This window comes from Janthinobacterium sp. BCJ23, assembly GCF_059617945.1.
The window spans coordinates 353,149-376,597 of record NZ_JCAQAW010000005.1 but is presented as its reverse complement, the minus strand read 5'-3'; the positions used below and the strand labels follow the sequence as shown (position 1 = coordinate 376,597).

Annotated in this window: 20 protein-coding genes; 11 read left to right on the top strand and 9 right to left on the bottom strand. The window is 63.7% G+C overall.

What is annotated here, in order from left to right:
* The first annotated feature begins 39 nt into the window (after positions 1-39).
* A complete protein-coding gene (locus AC54AG_RS18645) occupies positions 40-564 on the top strand; it encodes a FixH family protein (protein ID WP_070303170.1) in 525 nt (174 codons plus the stop codon).
* A 3-nt stretch (positions 565-567) separates the two neighbouring features.
* On the opposite strand, the gene fnr is transcribed toward AC54AG_RS18645, so the two are convergent.
* Complete coding sequence (gene fnr / locus AC54AG_RS18640; protein WP_034752524.1) at positions 568-1,326, bottom strand: fumarate/nitrate reduction transcriptional regulator Fnr; 759 nt, start codon at positions 1,324-1,326, stop codon at positions 568-570.
* A gap of 239 nt (positions 1,327-1,565) precedes the next feature.
* Here fnr and AC54AG_RS18635 point away from each other — a divergent pair, with 239 nt between their 5' ends.
* Positions 1,566-4,646: a response regulator gene (locus tag AC54AG_RS18635; protein WP_496631242.1), complete on the top strand. Its 3,081-nt coding sequence runs from the start codon at positions 1,566-1,568 to the stop codon at positions 4,644-4,646.
* A gap of 91 nt (positions 4,647-4,737) precedes the next feature.
* Here AC54AG_RS18635 and AC54AG_RS18630 read toward each other — a convergent pair whose 3' ends face one another.
* From AC54AG_RS18630 to modA, 4 genes are read right to left on the bottom strand one after another with little or no spacing between them, the layout of a single operon-like run.
* A complete protein-coding gene (locus AC54AG_RS18630) occupies positions 4,738-5,505 on the bottom strand; it encodes a TOBE domain-containing protein (protein WP_128140927.1) in 768 nt (255 codons plus the stop codon).
* Positions 5,506-5,545: 40 nt separating this feature from the next.
* Complete coding sequence (locus AC54AG_RS18625; RefSeq protein WP_496631241.1) at positions 5,546-6,247, bottom strand: sulfate/molybdate ABC transporter ATP-binding protein; 702 nt, start codon at positions 6,245-6,247, stop codon at positions 5,546-5,548.
* A gap of 11 nt (positions 6,248-6,258) precedes the next feature.
* Positions 6,259-6,936, bottom strand: a complete 678-nt coding sequence (gene modB / locus AC54AG_RS18620; RefSeq protein ID WP_034752530.1) for a molybdate ABC transporter permease subunit — start codon at positions 6,934-6,936, stop codon at positions 6,259-6,261.
* Positions 6,937-6,951: 15 nt separating this feature from the next.
* Positions 6,952-7,710, bottom strand: a complete 759-nt coding sequence (gene modA, locus AC54AG_RS18615) for a molybdate ABC transporter substrate-binding protein (RefSeq protein ID WP_496631240.1) — start codon at positions 7,708-7,710, stop codon at positions 6,952-6,954.
* A gap of 137 nt (positions 7,711-7,847) precedes the next feature.
* On the opposite strand from modA, the gene AC54AG_RS18610 reads away from it, so the two are divergent.
* Together AC54AG_RS18610 and AC54AG_RS18605 are read left to right on the top strand one after the other, a co-directional pair.
* Positions 7,848-9,080 (top strand): putative DNA modification/repair radical SAM protein, encoded by a 1,233-nt coding sequence (locus AC54AG_RS18610; RefSeq protein ID WP_034752533.1) that lies wholly within the window; start codon positions 7,848-7,850, stop codon positions 9,078-9,080.
* Complete coding sequence (locus AC54AG_RS18605; protein ID WP_496631239.1) at positions 9,077-10,540, top strand: UdgX family uracil-DNA binding protein; 1,464 nt, start codon at positions 9,077-9,079, stop codon at positions 10,538-10,540. The genes AC54AG_RS18610 and AC54AG_RS18605 overlap by 4 nt, the downstream gene beginning before the upstream one ends.
* Here AC54AG_RS18605 and AC54AG_RS18600 read toward each other — a convergent pair.
* The 3 genes from AC54AG_RS18600 to AC54AG_RS18590 all read right to left on the bottom strand — a co-directional run bounded on the left by AC54AG_RS18600 (position 10,492) and on the right by AC54AG_RS18590 (position 15,108).
* Positions 10,492-11,505 (bottom strand): bile acid:sodium symporter family protein, encoded by a 1,014-nt coding sequence (locus AC54AG_RS18600; protein ID WP_496631238.1) that lies wholly within the window; start codon positions 11,503-11,505, stop codon positions 10,492-10,494. The genes AC54AG_RS18605 and AC54AG_RS18600 overlap by 49 nt on opposite strands.
* A 146-nt stretch (positions 11,506-11,651) precedes the next feature.
* On the bottom strand, positions 11,652-12,947 hold the full coding sequence (gene rhaI / locus AC54AG_RS18595; RefSeq protein ID WP_072456103.1) for an L-rhamnose catabolism isomerase: 1,296 nt from the start codon (positions 12,945-12,947) through the stop codon (positions 11,652-11,654).
* Positions 12,948-12,999: 52 nt separating this feature from the next.
* Positions 13,000-15,108 carry a bifunctional rhamnulose-1-phosphate aldolase/short-chain dehydrogenase gene (locus AC54AG_RS18590; RefSeq protein ID WP_496631237.1) on the bottom strand — a complete coding sequence of 703 codons (2,109 nt, stop codon included), beginning with the start codon at positions 15,106-15,108 and terminating at the stop codon, positions 13,000-13,002.
* 313 nt (positions 15,109-15,421) lie between these two features.
* On the opposite strand from AC54AG_RS18590, the gene AC54AG_RS18585 reads away from it, so the two are divergent.
* The 7 genes from AC54AG_RS18585 to AC54AG_RS18555 all read left to right on the top strand — a co-directional run bounded on the left by AC54AG_RS18585 (position 15,422) and on the right by AC54AG_RS18555 (position 22,754).
* Positions 15,422-16,252 (top strand): DeoR/GlpR family DNA-binding transcription regulator, encoded by an 831-nt coding sequence (locus tag AC54AG_RS18585; protein WP_496631236.1) that lies wholly within the window; start codon positions 15,422-15,424, stop codon positions 16,250-16,252.
* A gap of 103 nt (positions 16,253-16,355) precedes the next feature.
* On the top strand, positions 16,356-17,342 hold the full coding sequence (gene rhaS, locus AC54AG_RS18580) for a rhamnose ABC transporter substrate-binding protein (RefSeq protein WP_374106851.1): 987 nt from the start codon (positions 16,356-16,358) through the stop codon (positions 17,340-17,342).
* Positions 17,343-17,483: 141 nt separating this feature from the next.
* Positions 17,484-19,034, top strand: a complete 1,551-nt coding sequence (locus tag AC54AG_RS18575; RefSeq protein WP_257620346.1) for a sugar ABC transporter ATP-binding protein — start codon at positions 17,484-17,486, stop codon at positions 19,032-19,034.
* Positions 19,022-20,020, top strand: coding sequence for an ABC transporter permease (locus AC54AG_RS18570; RefSeq protein WP_070303179.1), 999 nt, complete (start codon positions 19,022-19,024; stop codon positions 20,018-20,020). Before AC54AG_RS18575 ends, AC54AG_RS18570 begins: the two co-directional genes overlap by 13 nt.
* Entirely contained in the window at positions 20,017-21,054 is a 1,038-nt protein-coding gene (locus tag AC54AG_RS18565) for an ABC transporter permease (RefSeq protein ID WP_496631235.1), read from the top strand. Before AC54AG_RS18570 ends, AC54AG_RS18565 begins: the two co-directional genes overlap by 4 nt.
* A 3-nt stretch (positions 21,055-21,057) precedes the next feature.
* Positions 21,058-21,372 (top strand): L-rhamnose mutarotase, encoded by a 315-nt coding sequence (gene rhaM, locus AC54AG_RS18560; protein ID WP_496631234.1) that lies wholly within the window; start codon positions 21,058-21,060, stop codon positions 21,370-21,372.
* A gap of 8 nt (positions 21,373-21,380) precedes the next feature.
* Positions 21,381-22,754 carry an FGGY-family carbohydrate kinase gene (locus AC54AG_RS18555; protein WP_496631233.1) on the top strand — a complete coding sequence of 458 codons (1,374 nt, stop codon included), beginning with the start codon at positions 21,381-21,383 and terminating at the stop codon, positions 22,752-22,754.
* A gap of 160 nt (positions 22,755-22,914) precedes the next feature.
* On the opposite strand, the gene AC54AG_RS18550 is transcribed toward AC54AG_RS18555, so the two are convergent.
* Complete coding sequence (locus tag AC54AG_RS18550; RefSeq protein ID WP_034752546.1) at positions 22,915-23,277, bottom strand: BON domain-containing protein; 363 nt, start codon at positions 23,275-23,277, stop codon at positions 22,915-22,917.
* Positions 23,278-23,449: the final 172 nt, after the last annotated feature.

The following is a 23,449-nucleotide window of genomic DNA, read 5'->3' as shown; positions in this document are numbered from 1 at the left end:
CCCCGCATGGGGGCTGGCCGTTTACACAGGAGAAATACCATGTCCGACAGTCTGAAACTGCAGCCTCCCGTTGCACCGTGGTACAAGCATCGCTGGCCATGGCTGCTGATGATCGGTCCCGGCCTGTCCGTGGTCGTCGGCAGCTTCATGGGCTATATCGCGTTTACGCAGCCCGACGCGCTGGTGGTGGGCGATTATTACAAGCAGGGCAAGGCGATCAACCAGGATTTGAAGCGCGACACGATCGCCAGCGACCTGGCCATGGATACGAGCCTGGCGTACGACGTGGCGTCAGCGCGCCTGACCGGTTCCGTGCACAGCTTCGGCAAGGCCTATCAGGGGCCGTTGCAGCTGCACCTGGCGCATGCGACTTTGCCGGAAAAGGATATCAAGCTGCTGGTGCAGCCCGATGCGGCCGGCAATTTCTCGGTCGCGCTGCCGATGCTCGAGCGCAGCCGCTGGCAGGTGCTGGTGGAAAACGACAAGCGCGAGTGGCGCCTGTCCGGCATCTGGACCTGGCCCGTGCAGCGCAGCATCGCGCTGCATGCGGATGAAGAGCTATAAGCCTTACTTGCAGACGTCGGTACCGGCTGTAATGGCTTTCAGCTTGGCAGGCTGCAGGATCTCGATCTCGCGGTTCGAGACGCGCAGCCAGCCTTCCTTCTTGAATTTCGACAATAAACGGCTGACGCTCTCGATGGTCAGGCCCAGGTAGTTGCCGATTTCCTCGCGCGACATGCGCAGCTGGAATTTGCTGCTCGAATAGCCGCGCGCCTCATAGCGCGACGCCAGGTTGACGATGAAGGCGGCAAAACGCTGCGTCGCCTGCATATTGCCCAGCAACAGCATCACGCTTTGCTCGCGCGTGATTTCCTGGCTCATCATGCGGTGGAAATGCCGCAGCAGGGTCGGCATATTGCCCAGCAATTGTTCCAGGCTGGAAAACGGGATTTCACACACTTCGCTGTCTTCCAGCGCCACCGCATTACAGTGGTGGCGGTCGGCGCTGATGGCGTCCATGCCCAGCAGTTCGCCGGCCATCTGGAAACCCGTCACCTGCTCTTCGCCGCCCGGATTGATCTGGTACGTCTTGAAGTGTCCCAGGCGGATCGCGTACAGGTTCTGGAACGAGTCGCCGATGCGGAACAGCGAGGCGCCGCGCACGATCTTGCGGCGGCGGCCGATGATCTGGTCCAGCCTGTCCATGTCGCCCATATCGAGGCCCATCGGCAGGCACAATTGATGCATGCTGCAGGTCGAGCATCGCGCACGCAACGCTTCCACGGTCACTGTGGGCAAGGTTGGAGTGAGTAGCGCTTCAGTCATGTCGGTACCTTTTAGAAAATGCAACAACAAGTTTACTGCATACAGGGTTGCCGTGTGCCAATTTCACGGCAATTTCGGCGAATAAACGACGTTCCGACTTTAATTATATGGCAACATCGTCAAAAGCCCATGCGGGGAGGGCCATTTGCGCGGCGCCGCTTGCCAACTTGATGTATTGATAGGAAAATTCCTAACAGCATTATCTGCCGCCTGTGCCGCCCGGTACTGAAAAGGAAATCATGAAGCCTCTCGGCATCAAAGCAAAAGTCGCGCTGGCCACCAGCCTGACCTCGATCGCCATGATCGCGCTGGTCACCATGATCCAGGTGCAGCATATGCGCGACGACTTCACGCGAGTACTGCTGAGCCAGCAGTCGTCCCTGATCAGCCGCACCGCTGCCGAGCTCGACGACAAGCTGGGCATGCTGCTGCAGATCGTCACCCTGACGGCCAGGCAGCAGCCGCCGGAACTGATGGCCCAGCCGGCCCAATTGCGCGAATACTATTCGCGCCGCTCGATGCTGGTGCTGTTCGACGACGTGCTGGTGCTCGATGCACATGGCGCCGTCGTGGCCGACATGCCGGAAGTGGCGGGGCGCGCCGGCATCAACGTTGCCGAGCGCGAGTATTTCCAGACCGTGCTGCGCACGCGCCAGCCCATGATCACCGAGCCGATGCTCGGCAAGTCGAGCGGCATGCCCATCGTGCAGATGGTGGCGCCCGTGCTGGCCGCCGATGGCCAGGTGGCCGGCGTGGTGATCGGCGTGCTGCGCCTGTACAAGGACAACCTGCTGGGGCGTCTGCGCTCGGAAAAGATCGGCAAGAGCGGCTATTACTTCATCCTCACGCGCGGCGCCGTGCCGCGCTACGTGCTGCACCCCGATACCAGCCGTTTGCTGCAGCCGCGCCAGCCGAGCGCCAACCTGACGACCACCCAGCTGCTGAAGGAAGATGGCGAAGGCAGCATGGTCAGCACCAACAGCCGCGGCATCACGGCCGTCAACAGCTTCAAGCGTTTGAAATCGGTGAACTGGCTGCTGGCTACCTCGCTGCCCGTCGCGGACGCCTTCGAACCGTTCGATGGCGTGCTGTACCGGCTGGTGCTGTGGAGCATCCTCGCTTCGCTACTGGCCGCATTTGTTCTGGGCTGGGTCACCGTGCGCCTGCTGTCGCCGCTGGTGCGCCTGCGCGACACCCTGCTGGCCCTGCGTACCAGCGGCAGCCGTTTCACCCCCGTGCCGGTGCAGCAGCGCGACGAGATCGGCGAACTGACGGAGGCGTTCAACGGCCTGATGAGCGAGCGCGACCGCCTGCAGCAGGAACTCGAATCGCGCGCGGCGGAACTGGAGCAGGAACGCGACCGGGCCGAGGCCGCCAACCGCGCGAAGAGCGATTTCGTGGCCAACATGAGCCATGAAATCCGCACGCCCCTCAATGCCGTGCTGGGCATGGTGTATTTGCTGGGCAATACCAAGCTCGATACGGAACAGCGCAAGTATCTGACCATGGTGCGCGTGGCGGGCCAGTCGCTGCTGGGCATCCTCAACGACGTGCTCGACTATTCGAAGATCGAGGCGAGGCGCATGGAACTGTCGCCCGTCGAATTCGACCTCGACGAAGTCATGAATACCCTGGCCACGACGATGACGATGAATGCGGGCGAAAAGGAGCTGGAACTGGCCATCGCCGTCGAGCCCGACGTGCCGCGGCGCCTCGTGGGCGACGCCCAGCGCCTGCAGCAAATCCTCGTCAACCTGGCCGGCAACGCCATCAAGTTCACGGAGAACGGCGAAGTGGTGGTGGCCGTCAGCCTGGCCGAGAGCAGGAGCGAGAGCGGCCGCGCCTGGCTGCGCTTCGAAGTGCGCGACACGGGCATCGGCATGACGGAACTGCAGCAACAGCAGCTGTTTGCCGCGTTTTCGCAGGGCGACCAGAGCATCACGCGCCGCTTCGGCGGCACGGGCCTGGGCCTGGCCATCAGCAAGCAGCTGATCCACATGATGGGCGGCGACATCGCCGTCGCCAGCAGCGAAGGCAAGGGCAGCCGCTTCTGGTTCAGCGTGCCGTTCGAGATGCTGGCGCAGCCGGCCGAAACGCGGCGCACGCCGGCACTGGGCCAGCTGCGCCTGCTGGTGGCCGACGATAACCGCACCACGCGCGAACTGATCGTCAAGCTGATCGAGGCGTGGGGCTGGCTGGCCGACGAAGTCGATTCCGGCTTTGCCGCCATCGAACTGTACCGCGAACGCCTGGCGCAGCAGCAACCGTACGACGTGGTGCTGGCCGACTGGCACATGCCCGTCATGGACGGCCTGGCCACGGCCAAGGCCATCCGCCAGGCGGCCAGCGGCCAGCGCCAGCCCATCGTGGTGATGGTCAACGCCTTCGCCCGCAACCACCTCGAGGAAATTTCCAGCGCGGCCGAGGCCGACGTCGTGCTGATGAAACCGATCACGGGATCGAGCCTGTTCGATGCCCTGCACCAGGCACTGATCACCAAGAACGACGGCGGCGAGCAGCGCATCCTGCACCAGCCACTGGGCACGGAACTGGCCGGCGTGCATTTCCTGCTGGTGGAAGACAATCATTTGAACCAGGCCGTGGCGCGCGGCATCCTCGAACACATGGGCGCCACCCTCGACGTGGTGGGCGACGGCTTGCAGGCCGTGGAACGGCTGCGCACGGAAGCGCTGCGCTACGACATCGTGCTGATGGACATGCAGATGCCCGTCATGGACGGTTTCAGCGCCACCCACATCATCCGCACGGAGCTGCGCCTGAGCCTGCCCGTGATCGCCATGACGGCCGGCGTGCTGGCGTCCGAGCGCGAGCGCTGCATGACGGCCGGCATCAGCGACTTCATCGCCAAGCCCGTGGTGGTGGAAGAGATGATGGAAGTCATCCTGCGCCACCTGCCCAAGCGCCCGCCAGTGCAGACGGCCGAGCCCGTACGCGTCGCCGATGAAGAGGTGTTTTCCATGGCGCCGCTGATGCGCGTGATGGGACGTGACGCGAAGGGGCGCGGTGTACTGCGGCGCATGGTCGAAGACGCGCTGAACAAGGGCATGACGCCCGTGCGCGACGCGGAAACGGCATTGCAGGCGGGCCGCCACAGCGACGTGGCGCGCATCCTGCACAGCGTGCGCGGCTCCGTGGGCACCCTGGGCACAAAACGCCTGATCCGCGCCGCGTTCGCCACCGAGGAAGCCATCGACGCGGGTCGCCTGGACGAAGTCCCAGGCCTGCTGGCGCACACGGCGCAGGAGCTGGAACTGGCGCTGGCGGCCGCGGCGGATTGGTTGTCGCGGTTGAAGGATTAAAAGGGTAGGTCGGATTAGCGCTACGCGCGTAATCCGACAGGACGCGCCAACAATGTTGTCGGATTACGCTGCGCTAATCCGACCTACGCACTTATGCGGGTACACCGAGAATCACGCTCGACGCCTTGAACATCGCCGTCACGCTGCCGCCAAGTTCGATACCCAGGTCCGTGCTGCTCTGATTGGTGATGATGGCGGCGATCGTGCCGCCGCGCGGCAAGTCCAGCACCACTTCCGTGTTGACGGCACCTGTCTGCACGCGCGTGACCGTGCCGGCCAGCTGGTTGCGGGCGGAAAAGCGTGCGCCTTCGCTGTCGGCCACGAGGATGATGGACGAAGCCTTGATCAGCGCAAACGCTTCCGCGCCCGGCACCAGGCCCAGGCTTGCGCTGCTGCCCTGCGTGACGATGGCCACGATGTGCTGGCCGCCCGGCAATTCCAGGGTGACTTCGTCGTTGACGGCGCCCTGTTTCAGTTCGGCCACCTTGCCGAGGAATTGATTACGCGCCGTCGTTTTCATGGCCATTCTCCGTATGAGTAAAAGATCGTCGGCGATGCCTTCGGCCTGGCTGCCCAGCTGGCGCAGGTAGCGCGCATGCTCGCGCTCGATGATGCGGAAATTGTCGACCAGCTGGCGTCCCCGTTGCGTGAGCCGCGTGCCGCCGCCGCCCTTGCCGCCCGTCAGGCGCTCGACCAGCGGTTCGCCGGCCAGGTTGTTCATCGCGTCGATGGCATCCCAGGCCGCCTTGTAGCTCATCTTTACCAACTTGGCCGCCTGCGTGATGGAGCCGCATTCGGCGATGGCGCCCAGCAATTCCACCCTGCCGGCGCCGCCCAGGTTTTCTCCACCCACCGTCATCCATACCGAGCCTTCTAGGCCGATTTCCGCTGCCGCTGATTTATCCAATGCGTTCACCCAATGCCATGTGGTCTTCCCTGTTATCGATCTGTCCGTCGCGCAAGTACAGCACGTGCTCGCCCAGGATGCGCGCATCTTCCGGATCGTGCGTGATCAGGATTATGGGCACGTCCAGGCGCTGTTGCCACTGGCTCAGTTCCAGCCGCATTTTGACACGCAGGGCCGGATCGAGGGCGGCAAACGGCTCGTCGAGCAGCAGCGCGGACGGCTCGGCCACGAGCGCCCTCGCCAGCGCCACCCGTTGGCGCTGGCCTCCGGACAACTCGTCGGGGAACTGGTGCGCCAGTTCCTGCAAGTGGAAGGCGTCGAGCCAATGCTCGACCTTCTGTAATTTTTCGCGCGCGCGCGGATTGAACCAGCCGCGGCTCAGGCCAAAGCCCACGTTCTGGCGCACCGTCAGGTGCGGGAACAGCGCGTAATCCTGGAACAGGTAGGCGACATTGCGCTGCTGCGGCGGCAAATTGATGCCGGCGGCCGAGTCGAACAAGGTGCGCCCGTTCAGGCGGATATGGCCTTCGTTCGGCGTGAAGAGTCCGGCAATGGCTTTCAGGGTCATGCTCTTGCCGGCGCCAGACGGGCCATACATGGCGATGCGCTGGCTGCCGGACGTACATTGCACCTGCAGGTCGAAGCGGCGTTTGCCGGAGCGCAAGGTGGCGCGGATGTCGAGGTCGAGTTGCATGGGCGTCATCCTCAGCGTCCTTTGTGCGCGACGCGCCCGGGCGCCAGGCGGCCAGCCGACAGCAGCACCACGATGCAGACCACCGAGATGATCACGACCAGCGTATTGGCCACGTCGTCCTGGCCCGCCTGCACGGCTTCATACACGGCCACCGACAGGGTCTGTGTCTTGCCGGGAATGCTGCCGGCCACCATCAGGGTGGCGCCAAACTCGCCCAGCGCGCGCACGAATCCCAGCAGCACGCCGGCGAGGATGCCGCGCCAGGCCAGCGGTAACGTGACGCGAAAGAAAATCGCCATTTCCGAAATGCCCAGCACGCGGGCCGCCTGCTCGAGCTGGCCGTCGACGGCCTCGAAGGCGGCGCGCGCGGGCTTGAAGACGAGAGGGAAAGCGACCACGGTGGAAGCGATCACGGCACCCTGCCACGTAAAGATGAGGTTGATGCCGAAGTTGTCCTGCAGCCAGATACCCAGGGTGCCGCGCCGGCCCAGCAGCACCAGCAGGTAGTAGCCGAGCACGGTGGGCGGCATCACCATCGGCAGGGTCAACAGGGCGTCGAGCAATTCGCGCCCGGGAAAACGCGTGCGCGCCAGCAGATAGCCCGTACCGATGCCGAGCAACAAGTTGAGCGCCGTGGCCCACGCCGCCACTTTGAGCGACAGGGCCAGCGCGGTCCAGGCGATATCCATGCGCGTTCGTTTGCTTTATGGCTTTTTAAAGCCGTACTTGGCCAGGATGGCTTGCGCCGGCGTCGTCTGCAAATAGCTGACGAAGCGCTTCGCTTCGGCCGCATTGCCGCTGCCCTTGATGGTGGCGATCGGGTACAGCACGGGCGCGTCCAGCGGCACGTCGAGCACCACGTTGACCTTGTCTTTCATGATGGCCGCGTCAGTGGCGTAGACAAAGCCCGCATCGACTTCGCCGCGCGCCACGTAGTCGAGCGACTGGCGCACGTTCTGCGTGCCGATGGCTTTCGGTTGCACGGCGTCCCACAGCTTCGCCTTCTTCAGTGCGCCTTCCGAGTAACGGCCGACGGGCACGCTGGCCGGATTGGCGATGGCCACGCGGGTCACGCCCTTGTGCGTCAGGTCAGCCAGGCTCTTGATGCCCAGCTTGCTATCGTGCGGCACGATCAGCACCAGGCTGTTGCCGACGAAGTCCATGCGCTCGGCCGGCAAGACGAAGCCCTGCTTTTGCGCCGCATCCATGGTTTCCTGGTCGGCCGAGGCAAACACGTCCACGGGCGCGCCCTTGACGATCTGCTGCAGCAGCACGCCCGAGGCGGCGAAGTTCAGGGATACCTTGCTGCCCGGATACTGCGCCTCATAGCCCTGCGCCGCCTCCTTGAACGCATTCGTCAGGCTGGCCGCGGCCGACACGACCACTTCACCGGCAAGGGCGGACGAGGCGGCGGTGGCGAAGAGGGCGGCGCCGAGCAGTGTGGCGAGGGAGGTGAGGCGCATGATCGTATCCTTGATGAGAAGAGAACCTGGTCCGTAATATACACCGATATATAGCGCTCTGCCATCGCACAGGTCAAGCCAGCGCAAGCTGCATTCCCTGATATACTGTATATAAACACAGTATATTGAGGTGAGCCATGGAATTGACGGACAAGCTGGAAATCCTGGCCGACGCGGCCAAGTACGACGCGTCCTGCGCCAGCAGCGGCGCGCCCAGGCGCGATTCCATCGGCAAGGACGGCTTTGGCGCCACCTCGGGCATGGGCATTTGCCACAGCTACACGCCGGACGGACGCTGCGTCTCGCTGCTGAAAGTATTGCTGACGAATTACTGCCTGTACGACTGCCAGTACTGCGTCAACCGCCGCACGTCGAACGTGCCGCGCGCGCGCTTTACCGTGGCCGAAGTGGTGAAACTGACGAGCGACTTTTACCTGCGCAACTACATCGACGGCCTGTTCCTCAGTTCCGGCATCATCCAGTCGGCCGACTACACGATGGAACAACTGGTGCAGGTGGCGCGCGAATTGCGCGAGGTGCATCAGTTCCGCGGCTACATCCATTTGAAAACCATCCCTGACGCCGACCCCGCGCTGATCGCGCAGGCGGGCCGCTATGCCGACCGGCTCAGCGTCAATATCGAACTGCCGACACAGGACAGCGTGCAAAAGCTGGCGCCGGAAAAAAGCGTGCATACGATCAAGCTGGCGATGGGGTCGATACGCCGCAAGCTCGACGAGAAAGCGGAAGAACCGCGCGCACCGCGTTTCGCGCCGGCCGGGCAAAGCACGCAGATGATCGTCGGCGCCGACGCCAGCGACGACCAGCAGATCCTCTCCACGGCCGAGACCCTGTACGGCAGTTATAAACTCAAGCGCGTGTACTACTCGGCCTTCAGCCCGATCCCCGACAGTCCGAAAAGCGTGCCGCTGGCGCCGCCGCCGATGCTGCGCGAACACAGGTTGTACCAGGCCGATTTCCTGCTGCGCAGCTATGGTTTCCAGGCCAGCGAACTGCTGCCCGCCACGGGCGGCAACCTGGCGCTCGATATCGACCCAAAACTGGCGTGGGCGCTGGCCCACCGCGAACATTTTCCGCTGGACTTGAACCGCGCGGCGCAGCACATGATCGCCCGCGTGCCCGGTATCGGCTTGCGCAATGCCCAGCGCATCGTCGACCTGCGGCGGCTGCGGCAGGTGCGCTACGCCGACCTGTCGCGCCTGCGCTGCAGCATGAAGAAAATCGCGCCGTTCATCATCACGGCCGACTACTTTCCCGCGCGCGACACCACCGCCTCCGAACACCTGCGGCGCGCCATGGCGGAAGCGCCGCAGCAGATGAATCTGTGGCCGGAGCTGCAGGCCGCATGAGTACGGCGGTGCGGCTGGCGCAATCGTTCGACGAGTGGCGCGCGGCAGCAAGGGAACTGATCGCGCGTGGCGTGCCACCTGCCGACGTTGCCTGGCAGTGTCAACACGGTGAGGGCGACCTGTTTTCCGCCACGCCGGATGCCACGGATGCCAGCGCGCCACTGCTGCGCCTGCCCCGTCCACTGGTGGAATTGCTGGAAAGCGCCGCCTGTTTCAACGTGCATGACCGCTGGGCCTTCCTGTACCAGGTGCTCTGGCGCTGGCAGCAGGGCCAGCACGACGTGATGTCGCCGGCCGACGCGGACGGCGCGCGCCTGCACGCCATGGTCAAGGCCGTGCACCGCGAAGAGCACGACATGCATGCGTATGTGCGCTTTCGCGAACGCAGCGAAGCGGAAGGGGCACCGCGTTTTGTTGCCTGGTTCGAACCCGTGCACGACGTGCTGCCGCAGGTGGCGCGCCACTTCGCCCGCCGCATGGGAGCTACCAGCTGGATGATCGCCACGCCCGCCGCCAGCATGCTGTGGGATGGCACGACCTTGCACGCGGGACCGGCCCTGCTGCGCGGCGCGGCCGACATCGACGATGCGGGCGAAGCGCTATGGCTGACCTACTACCGCAGCATCTTCAACCCCGCGCGCGTGAATGCGGATTTGCTGCACAGCCATATCCCCTCGCGCTTCTGGAAAAACCTGCCGGAAGGCGCCATCGTGCCCGCCATGCTCAGCGGCGCCGCCAACGGCGAACGCCGCACGGGCCAGACGGCCAGCGTGGGCCAGCGCAGCGGCGCGGCCATGATTCCGATTGTCGCCGAGCGCGCCCAGCCAGTGCGCGAAGTAGCGACAAGCCTGGACCAGTGCCGCCGCTGCGAACTGTGGAAAAGCGCCACGCAAGCCGTGCCCGGCATTGGCCCGGCACAGGCGCGCATCATGCTTGTGGGCGAGCAGCCGGGCGACCAGGAAGACCTGGCCGGCTTGCCGTTCGTAGGCCCGGCCGGGGTGCTGCTCGAGCAAGCCATGCAGGAAGCGGGCATGGCGCGCGACAGCATCTATCTGACCAACGCCGTCAAGCATTTCAAGTGGGAGCCACGCGGCAAGCGCCGCCTGCACAAGACGCCCGCGCAGCGCGAGATCCTCGCCTGTCATGGCTGGCTGGAAGAAGAGATTGAGCGCGTCCAGCCGCAGGTGATCGTCGCGCTGGGCAGCACGGCCTTGAAGTCCATCCTGCAGGATGGCGCGGCAAGCATGACACCGCTGATCGGCACGCTGATCGAGCATGCGGGACGCTCGGTGATTGCCGTGTATCACCCGGCGTACGTGCTGCGCGCGCCCGATGCGGCCAGCAGGCAACAGGCTTACGCGGTCATAGTGGCGGGGCTGAGGCAGGCGCTGCGGCTAGAGCAGGATCGCCATCACAGCGTTGTCGCCGGCACGTCCTGTCCCTCATCGCGCCTTGCATAACGCTGCGCGATCACGGCGCAGATCATCAGCTGAATCTGGTGAAACAGCATCAGCGGCAGGATCACCATGCCCAGCGAACGGGTGGAAAACAGCACCTTGGCCATCGGTACGCCGCTGGCCAGGCTTTTCTTCGAAGCGCAAAAGACGATGGCGATTTCATCTTCCTTGTTAAAACCCAGACGGCGGCTGACGAAGGTGGAGATGCCCAGCACCAGCGCCAGCAGCAAGGTGCTGATCAGGCCCAGGGCGACCAGGGTTTCCACCGAGATCGTATGCCACAGGCCTTCGCTGACGGCTTCGCTGAAGGCCGTGTAGACCACCAGCAAGATCGAACCCTGGTCGACGTATTTCAAGGTGGCTTTATGGCGGTCGACCCAGCGGCCGATCCAGCGGCGCAGGCACTGGCCGGCCAAAAACGGCAGCAGCAGCTGCATGACGATGGACAGCACGGCGTCCACGGACGATTTGCTTTCCGCGCCCTTGGCCACCAGCAAGCCGACGAGGATGGGGGCGAGGAAGATGCCGATGAAATTCGAAGCCGAGGCGCTGCAGATGGCGGCCGGCACGTTGCCGCGCGCCATGGCCGTCATGGCGATCGAGGACTGCACGGTGGACGGCAGCGCGCACAGGAACAAGATGCCCATGTACAGGTCGGGCGTGAGGAAGGTCAGCGCCAGCGGGCGCAGGGCCAGGCCCAAGAGCGGAAACAGGACAAAGGTGCTGGCCAGCACCAGCAAGTGCAAACGCCAGTGCATGGCGCCGGCCACCACGGCTTCGCGCGACAGCTTGGCGCCATGCAGGAAGAACAGGGCGCCGATGGCGACGGTGGTGATGTTGCCGAAGACCACGGCCGTCTGGCCCGTGCAGGGCAGGAAGGTGGCCAGCGCCACGGTGACGAGCAGGGCGATGGTGAAATTATCGGGTTTCAGATTGCGCAGCAGGGCAGTGGGAGAAAAAGAAGACATGCGGTAGCCTGGTAACGGCGCAGCCTTGCAACAGAACGCTGTGCCGGGGATGACAAACGGCGCCGGGAACGGCGCCAGTGCCAGCCATTCTACCTGCTTCCAGGCAGCTTGCCCGGAAGCAGCACGGCTCCCACTCGCTACCCGCCTTACACGATGCCGCTGCTGCTGGCGCCCGCCTTGGGGGGGCGCGCCACGCCGCGCTGCTCCCGATAGCCGCTGCTGCGGTAGCAGGCCACAGGATCGATGGCGGCGCCCGAACGCTGGCGTGCCATGGCCAGGATGGCGCTCACATCAGTGCGGAACGCCTGTTTCAGTGCTTGCGCCGAGGCGTGCACGTCGTTGGCTTCCTGGTAATGGCGCAGGGCGGCGCGGTCGACCAGTGCGGACTGGATGAAAGCGCGCTGCACTTCGACGGCACTGCTCATCAGGCTTTCGATGGGGTCCGTCACATTGTGCGACTGGTCCAGCATGTAGGCAGGGTTGAAGGCGGCGCCCTCGCGCGCGGCCGCATCGGCCAGCTCGTTGAACACGAGGAACAGCTGGAAAGGGTTGATGCTGCCCGAATCGAGGTCGTCGTCGCCGTACTTGCTGTCATTGAAATGGAAGCCGCCCAGTTTGCCGAACTGCGCCAGGCGCGCGACGATCATTTCGATGTTCGTGTTCGGCGCATGGTGGCCCAGGTCGACCAGGCATTTGGCCTTCGGTCCCAGCGCGCTGGCGCAGGCAAAGCTGGTGCCCCAGTCGGCAATCGTGGTGGCATAGAAGGCTGGCTCGAACAGCTTGTGTTCAATGAATAATTGCCAGTCGGCCGGCAGGGCGCCGTAGATGTCGCGCATGCTGTCGAGGTAGCGCTCGAGCGCGCCGCGCAGATTGTGCTGGCCCGGAAAATTCGCGCCATCGCCCACCCATACCGTCAACGCCGTCGAGCCCAGCGTACGCCCCAGTTCGATGCATTCGATATTGTGCTCGACGGCCTGCGCGCGCACGGCCGCGCTGTGCGACGTCAGGCTGCCGTATTTGTACGACTGCGCCTGTCCGGCCTGGTCCTGGAAGGTATTCGAATTGACGGCGTCAAAGCCCAGGCCGTAAGCCTGGGCGGTCTCGCGCAGGGCGGCCGTGTCGCTGACCTTGTCCCATGGAAAATGCAGCGAGACGGCGGGCGTCGCTTGCGTCAGCTGGTTGATGACGGCGCAATCTTCGAGCTTTTCAAACACGTTGCGCGGTTCGCCCAGGCCGGGGAAACGGGCAAAGCGCGTGCCGCCCGTGCCGGTGCCCCAGCTGGGTACGGCCACGGCGAAGGTTTGCGCCAGCGCCGTCAATTGCTCGATATCCTGGCCGCGGCGGGCCAGCACGCCGCCCAGGGCCGCATAGTCGGCGTCCAGGTTCGCTTGCAGCTTGGCATTGTGGTCGGCCACAAGGCCGCTATCGATCATGGTATGCATCTTGTCTCCTTGCGCGCAGCGGCGCCATGGCCGGCTGCGTCGTTTTTTTAGATTAACGTGTAAATGCGGCCGCGTTGCCCGCGTCGACATTGATGATATTGCCCGTGCTCTTGGCAGCCTTGTCGCTGGAAAGGAAATACACGGCTTCGGCAATATCTTCCGGCAGCACGCTACGCTTGAGCATGCTGCGCTGGCGATAGAATTCCTCAATGTCGCCCGTCTCGATCTTGTTCGAGGCGGCCCGCTCTTCCTTCCACTTGCCATCCCAGATGCGCGAACCGCGAATGACGGCATCGGGGTTGACCACGTTGACGCGGATGCCGTGCGGCGCCCCTTCGAGCGCGATGCAGCGGGCCAGATGGATTTCCGCCGCCTTGGCGGTGCAATAGGCCGAGGCACCGGCCGATGCCACTAGGCCATTCTTGCTGGCGACAAACACCATGCTGCCACCGAGCTTCTGCTGCTGCATGATGCGGAAGGCGGCGCGACTGACGAGAAAATAGCCGGTCACCAAAATCGACTGGTTGCGTTCCCACATCTCCAGGGTCGTTTCTTCCAGCGGCGCCGAGGAAGCGATGCCCGCGTTCGACACCAGCAGGTCGATGCCGCCAAAGCGCAGCGCGGCCGCATTCAGGATGGCCTCGACGTCGTTTTCGGCCGTGATGTTCGCCCGCACCGTGGCGATATTGTCGCGTCCCGCCACCTTCAGCAGGCTCTGCTCCGCCTCTTCCAGCGCGGCGCCGTCGATATCGGTGAGCATCACGCAAGCGCCTTCCTGCAGCAGCTGGCGCGCCACGGCCTGGCCGATGCCGCCGCCGCCGCCCGTCACCAGCGCAATGCGTCCGGCCAGGCTTTTGGGTTTGGGCATGCGCTGCAGCTTGGCTTCTTCCAGCAGCCAGTATTCGATATCGAACGCTTCCTGTTCCGGCAAGCCCACATAGGTGTCGACGCCATTGGCGCCGCGCATCACATTGATGGCATTGACATAGAACTCGCCGGCGATGCGCGCCGTGGCCTTATCCTTGGCGAACGACAGCATGCCCACGCCGGGGATCAGATAAATGATGGGGTTGGCGTCGCGCACGGCGGGGCTGTTGTCGTGCTTGCAGCGCGTGTAATAGGCGAGGTAGTCGGCGCGGTAGGCGGCCAGCGCCTCGTCCAGGCCGGCGACCAAACGGTCAAAATCAGGATAGGCCGGATCGAAGTCGATGACGAAGGGGCGGATCTTGGTGCGCAGGAAATGGTCGGGGCACGAGGTACCGAGCGCGGCCAGCGGCAGCAGGTCGGCGCTGCAAACGAACTCGAGCACGTTGGCGCTGTCGTCGAAGTGGCCCAGCTTGTACTCGTCCTGGCTGATCTTGCCGCGCAGCACAGGCATCAAACGCTGCGCCAGGGCCGCGCGCTCGTGCGCCGGCAACGGCGCGGATTTGGCGCCGCCGAACGCCGGCTGCGTCGTGTTGGCGGCCAGCCAGTCTTCCGCGCGCTTGATGATGGCCAAGGTGGTTTCATAGCAGGACTTGGCCGTATCGCCCCACGTAAACAGGCCATGGCCTTCGAGGATGATGCCTTTCAAATGCGGCTGCGACTGCGACAGCGCTTCGAGTTTGAGGCCCAGGTCGTAGCCGGGACGCTGCCACGGCAGCCAGCCCAGTTCGCCTTCGAAAATCTTGTGCGTCAGTGCCTGGCTGTTGGCGCAGGCGGCGATCGCGATCACGGCGTCCGGGTGCATATGGTCGACATGCTTGCGCGCGATATACGCATGCAGGGGCGTGTCTATGCTGGCCGCGCGCGGGTTCAAATTGAAAGTGCAATGGGGCAGGTAGGCGACCATTTCATCTTCCAGCGCCAGGCCACGGTAGCGGCCCTTCAGCGCGCGCAGCTTGTCCATGTACAGGGTGGAAAAGCCGTCGAGCTTGATGCTGCCCAGGTCGCCGCCGGAGCCTTTCACCCACAGCACCTCGACCTCGTCGCCGGTCAGGTGATCCGTCATGCGGATCTTGGCCGAGGTATTGCCGCCGCCGAAATTGGTGATGCGCATGTCGGAACCGAGCAGGTTGGAACGGTACAGCAAAAGCTCCGGTTCGCTCAAGGTCGCGGCGTGCGCATCGTCCCATAGCGAGGCCATGGGTGCAGGTGGTGTGATGTCCATCGTGGCGGTCATACAGTGTCTCCATTCTTGGTTGTGCGTGCGGATCGCCATGGCCGCATCTGTGTGCGGGATGCCATGACGGCAGCACTCAGTAGAAGCCAGCGTGCCAATCATGTCAATCAACAAGCAATCAAAAACGTGAGAGAAACGCAAATAATCACCAGGTTGATTGGAACTCCGATCACGCATTTGCGCGCTATCCAAATAATCACGATGTTGATTGATTGATTGTTGACATGCACTGCTCAACTGCTTAGGCTGGCTCACCGATAAAGAAGTCGTCCCCGGGCAGCTGGTACGGGAGAGGACTCAAAAAGGAGACAACGTGGTTAATCACAAACGCCGCAAAGGCTTGCTGAAACTACTCGCCGAACATAGCGTGGCGAGCGTCGACCAATTGGTCGACTGGCTCAATTCCTCGCCGGCGACGGTGCGGCGCGATATCGCCTGGCTGGCCGAGCGCAGCCTGCTGGTGCGCACCCGCGGCGGCGCCGAGAGCCTGCCGCAAAAAAAACAGCGTACGTTTGCGCTGTCGGGTGAAACCTTTCAAAACAACCTGGACCGCTGCGCCGCGCAAAAGCGCGCCATCGCCCGCCACGCCTGCGGCCTGTGCGCCGATGGCGACACCATCATCATCAATGGCGGTACCACCACCTACCGCATGGTCGAGTTCCTGGTCGACAAGCGGCTGAAAATCCTCACCAATTCCTTCCTGATGGCCGAGCGCCTGCTGATGTCCAGCGAGAATGAAATCATCCTGCCCGGCGGCAAGGTGTATCGCGAGCAAAACGTCATCCTGAGTCCCTTCGACAACGACATCAGCCAGCATCATTACGCGGGAAAAATGTTCATGGGCGTGTACGGCCTGTCGATGCTGGGCTTGATGGAAGCGGATCCCCTGCTGATCCAGGCCGAGAAACGCCTGATCAGCCAGGCCGAGGAGTTGATTGTCCTGGCCGACAGTTCCAAGTTTGCCAGGAAGGCAGGCCTGATCCTGTGCGGCCTGAACCGTGTGTCCTGCGTCATCACGGACACGGGCGCTTCGGACGCGGCCGTGCAGATGCTGGAGCAGTCGGGCGTCAAGGTACTGGCTGTCGTCCCCGAGGCGATGGCGGCGCCGCTGTCGCCGGCGGAGCAGGCGTGGCAAGAGCAATAGGCAATACCTAGTCAGTGGCAAAAACAGAGGGCTGGAGACATGGTGTCTACCGCCCCGGCAGCAACAATAAAAAAGGAGACGCGGCATGAAATTGAACAAAATGATGGTGACGGCATTGAGCATGTGCATGATCGGCTGCCTGGCCGCCAGCGCGCAGGCGGCGGAAAAAATCAAGATCGCCATGGTCGTCAAGAGCCTGGGCAACGGCTTCTTCGACGCCGCCCACGAAGGGGCGAACGAGGCGGCCAAGCAGCTGGGCGACGTGGAAGTCATTTACACGGGGCCCACCACGGCGACGGCGGAAGGGCAGATCGAAATCATCAGCTCGCTGATCAGCCAGAAGGTCAGCGCCATCGTCATTTCCGCCAACGATGCCAATGCGCTCGTGCCGATCACCAAGAAAGCCATGCAGCGCGGCATCAAGGTCATTTCCTTCGACAGCGGCCTGGCCAAGGAGGGGCGTTTGATGCAGCTGAACCCGTCCAGCCCGGCCCTGATCGGCCAGAAACAGATTGAAATGGCGGCCGACGCCATCGGCGGCACGGGCGAGATCGCCATCCTGTCGGCCACGGCGCAGGCGACGAATCAGAACATCTGGATCGGCGAAATGAAAAAAACGCTGGCCCAGCCTGCGTACGCCAAGATCAAGCTGGTGGCCACCGTGTATGGCGACGACCAGTCCGACAAGAGCTACCGCGAAGCGATCGGCCTGCTGCGCAGCAACCCGAACCTGAAAGCCATCATCGCGCCAACCACCGTGGGCATCAATGCGGCCGGCAAGGCCGTGGTCGACGAGAAACTCGTGGGCAAGGTGTATGTGACGGGCCTGGGCTTACCGTCGGAAATGGCCGGCCACGTGAAGAGCGGCGCCGTGAAAAGCTTTGCCATCTGGAACCCGATCGACCTCGGTTACGCCGCCACGTATGCCGCCCATCAATTCGTCACCGGCAAGGCCAGCGGCAAGCCGGGCGAAAGCATCGCCGTCGGCCGCATGGGCAAGCTGACACTCGATGCGGGCGGCGAAGCGGCGCTGGCGCCGCCGTTCACCTACAACAAGGATAACGTCGACAAGTTCTCGAAGATATTCTGATTTGTTTGTGTACCGACGGCCGTGGGTCGGATCAGGCGCGAAGCGCCGTAATCCGATATCACCGGTAAAGCCAACAATGTTGTCGGGTTACGCGCTGGCGCGCTAACCCGACCTGCGAATATCTCTCAAGTGTGAATGGCTATGTCACAGAATCCCCCTATTGCGCAGAACGCGGCGCCGGTGTTGCGCCTGCATGGCATCTGCAAGCACTTCCATGGCGTCACCGCGCTGAAAGACGTGGCGCTGACCGTACGCGCCGGTGAAGTCATGGCGCTGATCGGTGAAAACGGCGCCGGCAAGTCGACCCTGGTCAAGACGTTGACGGGCATTTATCAACCGGATGCGGGCAGCATGGAACTGGGCGGCAAGGCTGTGCTGTTTTCCAATCCGCAAGATGCGATGGATGCCGGCATTACCGCCGTGCACCAGGAAACCATGATGTTCGACGAACTGACGGTGGCCGAAAACATCTATATCGGGCGCCAGCCGCAAACGGGTTTCCCGCCGCGCATAGACTGGCCACGCATGGCGGCCGAGGCCGAGCAGATCTTCGCGCGCCTGGAAGTGCAGTTACCCGTATTGGCCAAGGTCAAGGAATTGAGCGTGGCGCAACGCCACTTCGTGGAAATCGCGCGCGCCCTGTCGCAAGAGGCGCGCGTGGTGATCATGGACGAGCCCACCGCCTCGCTGTCGCAGCGCGAAATCCATGAGCTGTACCGCATCATCGCCCAGCTGCGCGCGGCGGGCACGGCGGTGATTTTCATTTCGCACAAATTCGATGAAATCTTTACCGTCGCCGACACCTATACAGTGCTGCGCGACGGCCATTTCGTCGCCGCCGGCGCAATGGCCGACATCAGCGAACCGCAGCTCGTGTCGCTGATGGTCGGGCGCACCATTCAGCAAGTGTTTCCCAAGGTCGACGTCCCCCTGGGACCAACCTTGCTGGAAGTGTCGCAACTGTGCCATGCGACGGAATTTCACGGCGTCAGTTTCTCCGTGCGGCAAGGCGAGATCGTCGGCTTCTACGGCCTGGTCGGCGCGGGCCGCTCGGAAGTGATGCAAGCGCTGTTCGGCTTGACCGAGGGCGTGCGCGGCACGATCACCATCGCCGGCGAGAAAGTGCGCATCGGCTGCGCCAGCGACGCCATCCGGCACGGCATCGCGTATGTGCCCGAAGACCGCCAGCACCAAGGCGCGCACCTGTCGATGTCCATCGTGCAAAACATCACCTTGCCGATTCTGGACAGCATCGGCTTTTTCCTGCGGCCACGGCGCGCGCAGGAGACGGCCATCGCGCGCCACCTGAGCGAGCAGCTGGAATTGAAGGCCAGCCACTTTACGCAGATGGTGTCGGAACTGTCGGGCGGCAATCAGCAAAAAGTCGTGCTGGCCAAGTGGCTGGCCACCAAGCCCCGCGTGATCATTCTCGATGAACCCACGAAGGGCATCGATATCGGCTCCAAGGCGGCCGTGCACCGCTTCATCAGCGAGCTCGTCACGCAAGGCCTGTCCGTGATCCTCGTCTCGTCCGAGTTGCCGGAAGTGCTGGGCATGGCGGACCGCATCGTGGTCATGCACCAGGGCCATATCCACCGCGTCTTTCCGCGCGCCCAGGCGACCCCGGAAAACGTCGTCGCCGCCGCGTCCGGCAGCGGCCATCCGATCGAGGAATTGACATGCGCTATCTGAAGCAACGTGAAATCCAGCTGGCACTGCTGATCGTGCTGCTGGTGCTGCTGGTGGGCCTGCGCTCGCCCGTTTTCCTGACCCCGGGCAGCCTGGCCAACCTGCTCACCGACAGCACCTTGCTGATCATGCTGGCGCTGACGCAGATGTTCGTCATCATTACGCGCGGCATCGACCTGTCGGTGGCATCCAATTTGGCGCTGTCGGGCATGCTGTCGGCCTTGCTGGCCGTGCAGTATCCGCACTTGCCGCTGCCGCTGGTGGTGCTGGCGGCGCTGGGCATCGGCCTGCTGCTGGGCCTGATCAACGGTTACCTGATCGGCTACCTGGACCTGCCGCCCATCGTCGTGACCCTGGGCACCATGAGCGTGTACCGGGGCCTGGTATTCGTGCTGTCGGGCGGCGCCTGGGTATCGTCGCACCAGATGCCGGCCGCCTTCATCGACTTTCCGCTGGCGCGCCTGCTGGGCGTGACGCACCTCGTGTGGATCGCGCTGGCGGCCATCCTGGCAACCTGTTTCCTGGCCCGCTACACGCGCTTCGGCCGCGACCTGTATGCGATCGGCAACCAGCCGCAGGCGGCCCGCTATGTCGGTATCGCCACGGCGCGCCGGCTGCTGTGGACGTATGGCCTGTCGGGCCTGATGGCCGGCCTGTGCGGCTATCTGTGGGTGGCGCGCTACGCCGTGGCGTATTCGGAAATCGCATATGGCTTTGAATTTACCGTGATCGCCGCCTGCGTGATCGGCGGCATCAGCATCGCCGGCGGCGCCGGCACGGTGGGCGGCGCGGTGCTCGGCTCGCTGTTCCTGGCCGTCATCAACAATGCCTTGCCCATCGTCAAGGTCTCGCCCTTCTGGCAAAGCGCGCTAACAGGGATCGTGATCCTCACGGCCGTGCTGCTCAATGCGCGCGGCACCAGGAACATGGGCCGCCAGATCTTGCCGCTCACGCTACAAGCCCCCTCGACCCGCAGGAGCGCCGCATGAACGCCACTTCACAGACCTTGCATAGCGAAGCGCCGGACAGCGTACCCGTGCGCTCGCGCTACACCATCCTCGACCGCAAGGCACACCGCATCGGCCAGTATTTTGCCCATTGGGAAGCGTTATTGGCGCTGCTGCTGATCGCCGTCTTCGCGGCCAACAGCGTGCTGCTGCCGAATTTCCTCGACGCCTACAATCTGGCCGACAGCACCTTCAACTTCAGCGAGAAGGCGTTGATCGCGCTGCCAATGGCCTTGCTGATCATTTGCCGCGAGATCGACATTTCCGTCTCCGGCATCCTGGCGCTGTCCTCGGTGGCGATGGGGTTTGCGCATCACCACGGCGTGCCGCCGCAAGGCTTGCTGTTCGTCGCGCTGGCCATGGGCGCCCTCTGCGGCTGCCTGAACGGCGTGCTGGTGACGCGCTTCGCCCTGCCGTCGATCGTCGTGACGATCGGCACCGTGGCCCTGTTCCGCGGCCTGGCCAGCGTGATCCTGGGCGACCAGGCCTACACCGGCTATCCGCCACTGCTGATCGACTGGGGGCAAGGCTATTTCTTCGATATCGTGCCGCGCCCCTTCGTTATCTTGCTGGTGTTTTGCGCGCTGTTTGCCGTGCTGCTGCATGCGACCAGCTGGGGCCGGCGCATCTTTGCCATCGGCTGCAATCCGGGCGCGGCGCGCTTTTCCGGTGTGGCCGTGGACCGCTACCGCTTCGCCCTGTTCGTGGCCACCGGCGCCATGGCGGGCCTGGCCGCCTGGCTGCTGACGGGACGCATCGGCAGCACGCGCCCAAACATCGCCATGGGGTGGGAACTCGAAGTGATCACCATGGTCATCCTCGGCGGCGTGAGCATCGCCGGCGGCAAGGGCAGCATCGGCGGCGTGCTGCTGGCCGTGCTGCTGCTGGGCATGGTCACGTATGGCCTGGCGCTGCTCAATATTCCTGGCGTCATCATGACGATCGTCGTCGGCATCTTGCTGCTGATCACGATTGCACTGCCACGCCTGTTGAACCGCAAGCACACACGGAAATAAACCATGCAACAGATCGCTTTCAAGATGCAGTTGAAACCCGGCCATGCCGCCGAATACCAGCGCCGCCACGACGCCATCTGGCCCGAGCTGGCCAGCCTGCTGCACGAGTCCGGCGTGCGCGACTACAGCATCTTTCTCGATGAGGCTACGGGCGCGCTGTTCGCCGTGCTGCGCCGCATGGACGGCCACACGATGGAGGCGCTGCCGCAGCATCCCGTGATGCGCCGCTGGTGGGCACATATGGCCGACCTGATGGAAACGCAGGCCGATGCCTCGCCCGTCGCCGTGCCTTTAACCCCCATGTTTCACCTCGCATAAGGACGGCCGTGACCATCGACGCCACCGTAGTATTCGATATCGGCAAGACGAATGCCAAGCTGACCCTGCTGGACGCCGCCGGCGCCATCCTGGCCGAGCAGCGCCGCCCGAACAGCATCGTGCACGCGGGGCCGTATCCGCACCACGATACGGAAGGGCTGTGGGACTGGCTGCAAACGGGCCTGGCCGCTTTTGCGCGCCTGGCGCACGTCACCGCCATCGTGCCCGTCACGCACGGCGCCACGGCGGCGCTGGTCGACGATGCCGGCCTGGTGCTGCCCATCCTCGATTATGAATCGACCTTGCCGCAATCGCTGGCGGCAGAGTATGCCAGCTTGCGGCCCGCGTTCGGCGACAGCCTGTCGCCGCAATTGCCCTGCGGCCTGAACCTGGGCTTGCAGCTGTTCTGGCTCGCCAAAACCTACCCGCAGGAATTTGCCCGCGCGCGCCATATCCTGACCTATCCGCAATACTGGGCCTGGCGGCTATCGGGCGTGGCCGCCAGCGAAGTGACCTCGCTCGGTTGCCATACGGATTTATGGCGGCCGCAGCAAGGGGCCTATTCGTCGCTGGTGGAGACCATGGATTGGGCGCCGTTGTTTCCCCCACTGCAAGCGGCATGGACGGCGCTGGGACCCGTGCTGCCGCAGTGGCGCGAGAGCAATGGCTTGCTGCCCGATTGCCAGGTGCTGTGCGGCATCCATGACAGCAATGCCTCGCTGCTGCGTTATCTCGATGCGCAGGAGCAAGCCCAGCCGCGCACGGTCTTGTCGACCGGCACCTGGGCCATTGCCGCCGCCTTGGGCGCGCCCCTCGGCCGGCTCGATGAAACGGCCGACATGCTGGCCAACGTGCATGCGCTGGGCCAACCCGTGGCTTGCATGCGCTTCATGGGCGGGCGCGAATTTGCCGTGCTGGCGGGCAGCGAACCTCAAGTGTGCGGCGTGGACGATATCGCCCGCCTGGTCAAGCAGGGTAGCCTGGCGCTGCCCTGTTTTGCCGAGTCCGGCGGCCCCTTCGTCGGGCAGGCGGGGCGCATCGTCGGGCCGGCACCACGTACGGCCCAGGAACGCTATGCGCTGGCCACCCTGTATTGCGCGCTGATGAGCGATTATTGCCTCGATGCCCTCGATGCCCAGGGGACCGTGACGGTGGAAGGCAGTTTCACGGACAACCCGCATTTCGCCGCCCTGCTGGCGGCCTTGCGGCCAGGGCAGGAAGTGAGCGTGTCGCAAGACGCCAGCGGCACGACGTGCGGCGGCTGGATGCTGCACCGCTGGGGCGAGGTGCCGGCGATGGAGGCGACGGTGGAGCCCATGATGGAAGTGGATGGTTTGACCGCGTACCATGCGCAATGGAGGGCGATTTGCAGGCCGGATTAGGTCCGCAGGATCGTCATCGGACAACACCACCAGCGCTGGCCAACAATGTTGTCGGATTACGCGCTGCGCGCTAATCCGACCTACGTAATGTTTTCAACCAGGCAAAAAAATGCCCTGTCCGCAGACAGGGCAACCCGGAGTAAAGTACAGCGCGAGGGGATTAACCGGCGGCTTTGACTTTCAGCTCGTTCTTGATTTCTTTCACGCCGCTCACGGAAGCGACGATCTGCACGACGCGGTCACCCGCTTCGGCGCTCGGCACGTCGCCCGACAGGACGACCACACCTTGCTGGGTTGCTACCTTGACTGGCAGGGCGGCGGCTTGCGCATCGGCGCTCAGGGCGGCCTTGGCCGAGGAAGTGATGGTTTCATCAGGGACGGCTGCGGCAGCGTTGGCGGCCACGACGGTGTCAGCAGGAGCTTGTGCTTTTGGTGCGGAGTCAGCGGCATGCGAAGCGGTGATCGAGGCGCCCGACAGTACGATAGCGGCAACCAGGGTATTGAACAGTTTCGATGTTTGCATGGTAGTTCCTCTCAATGAAGTTAAAAGCTTCTTACTTGGATAAAGCAACACTTTGAAGCGTCACATCTACCCATACAGCAAGCGCCGTGCCAGCTTTTAAATTTCATTCAAAATCAAGGACTTACATTCCATCTCGATTTTTCCGGCCCGTTTCGCGGCGATCTGGCCCGGA

Bases quoted from the DNA above. Each gene is read 5' to 3' on its own strand.
- AC54AG_RS18605 (WP_496631239.1), top strand. From the start codon at position 9,077: ATGAGTACGGCGGTGCGGCTGGCGCAATCGTTCGACGAGTGGCGCGCG.
- fnr (WP_034752524.1), bottom strand. From the start codon at position 1,326: ATGACTGAAGCGCTACTCACTCCAACCTTGCCCACAGTGACCGTGGAA.
- rhaS (WP_374106851.1), top strand. From the start codon at position 16,356: ATGGTGACGGCATTGAGCATGTGCATGATCGGCTGCCTGGCCGCCAGC.
- AC54AG_RS18590 (WP_496631237.1), bottom strand. From the start codon at position 15,108: ATGACCGCCACGATGGACATCACACCACCTGCACCCATGGCCTCGCTA.
- AC54AG_RS18645 (WP_070303170.1), top strand. From the start codon at position 40: ATGTCCGACAGTCTGAAACTGCAGCCTCCCGTTGCACCGTGGTACAAG.
- AC54AG_RS18575 (WP_257620346.1), top strand. From the start codon at position 17,484: ATGTCACAGAATCCCCCTATTGCGCAGAACGCGGCGCCGGTGTTGCGC.
- rhaI (WP_072456103.1), bottom strand. From the start codon at position 12,947: ATGCATACCATGATCGATAGCGGCCTTGTGGCCGACCACAATGCCAAG.
- AC54AG_RS18635 (WP_496631242.1), top strand. From the start codon at position 1,566: ATGAAGCCTCTCGGCATCAAAGCAAAAGTCGCGCTGGCCACCAGCCTG.
- AC54AG_RS18565 (WP_496631235.1), top strand. From the start codon at position 20,017: ATGAACGCCACTTCACAGACCTTGCATAGCGAAGCGCCGGACAGCGTA.
- AC54AG_RS18630 (WP_128140927.1), bottom strand. From the start codon at position 5,505: ATGACGGTGGGTGGAGAAAACCTGGGCGGCGCCGGCAGGGTGGAATTG.
- modB (WP_034752530.1), bottom strand. From the start codon at position 6,936: ATGGATATCGCCTGGACCGCGCTGGCCCTGTCGCTCAAAGTGGCGGCG.
- AC54AG_RS18550 (WP_034752546.1), bottom strand. From the start codon at position 23,277: ATGCAAACATCGAAACTGTTCAATACCCTGGTTGCCGCTATCGTACTG.
- AC54AG_RS18600 (WP_496631238.1), bottom strand. From the start codon at position 11,505: ATGTCTTCTTTTTCTCCCACTGCCCTGCTGCGCAATCTGAAACCCGAT.
- AC54AG_RS18625 (WP_496631241.1), bottom strand. From the start codon at position 6,247: ATGCAACTCGACCTCGACATCCGCGCCACCTTGCGCTCCGGCAAACGC.
- modA (WP_496631240.1), bottom strand. From the start codon at position 7,710: ATGCGCCTCACCTCCCTCGCCACACTGCTCGGCGCCGCCCTCTTCGCC.
- AC54AG_RS18610 (WP_034752533.1), top strand. From the start codon at position 7,848: ATGGAATTGACGGACAAGCTGGAAATCCTGGCCGACGCGGCCAAGTAC.
- rhaM (WP_496631234.1), top strand. From the start codon at position 21,058: ATGCAACAGATCGCTTTCAAGATGCAGTTGAAACCCGGCCATGCCGCC.
- AC54AG_RS18570 (WP_070303179.1), top strand. From the start codon at position 19,022: ATGCGCTATCTGAAGCAACGTGAAATCCAGCTGGCACTGCTGATCGTG.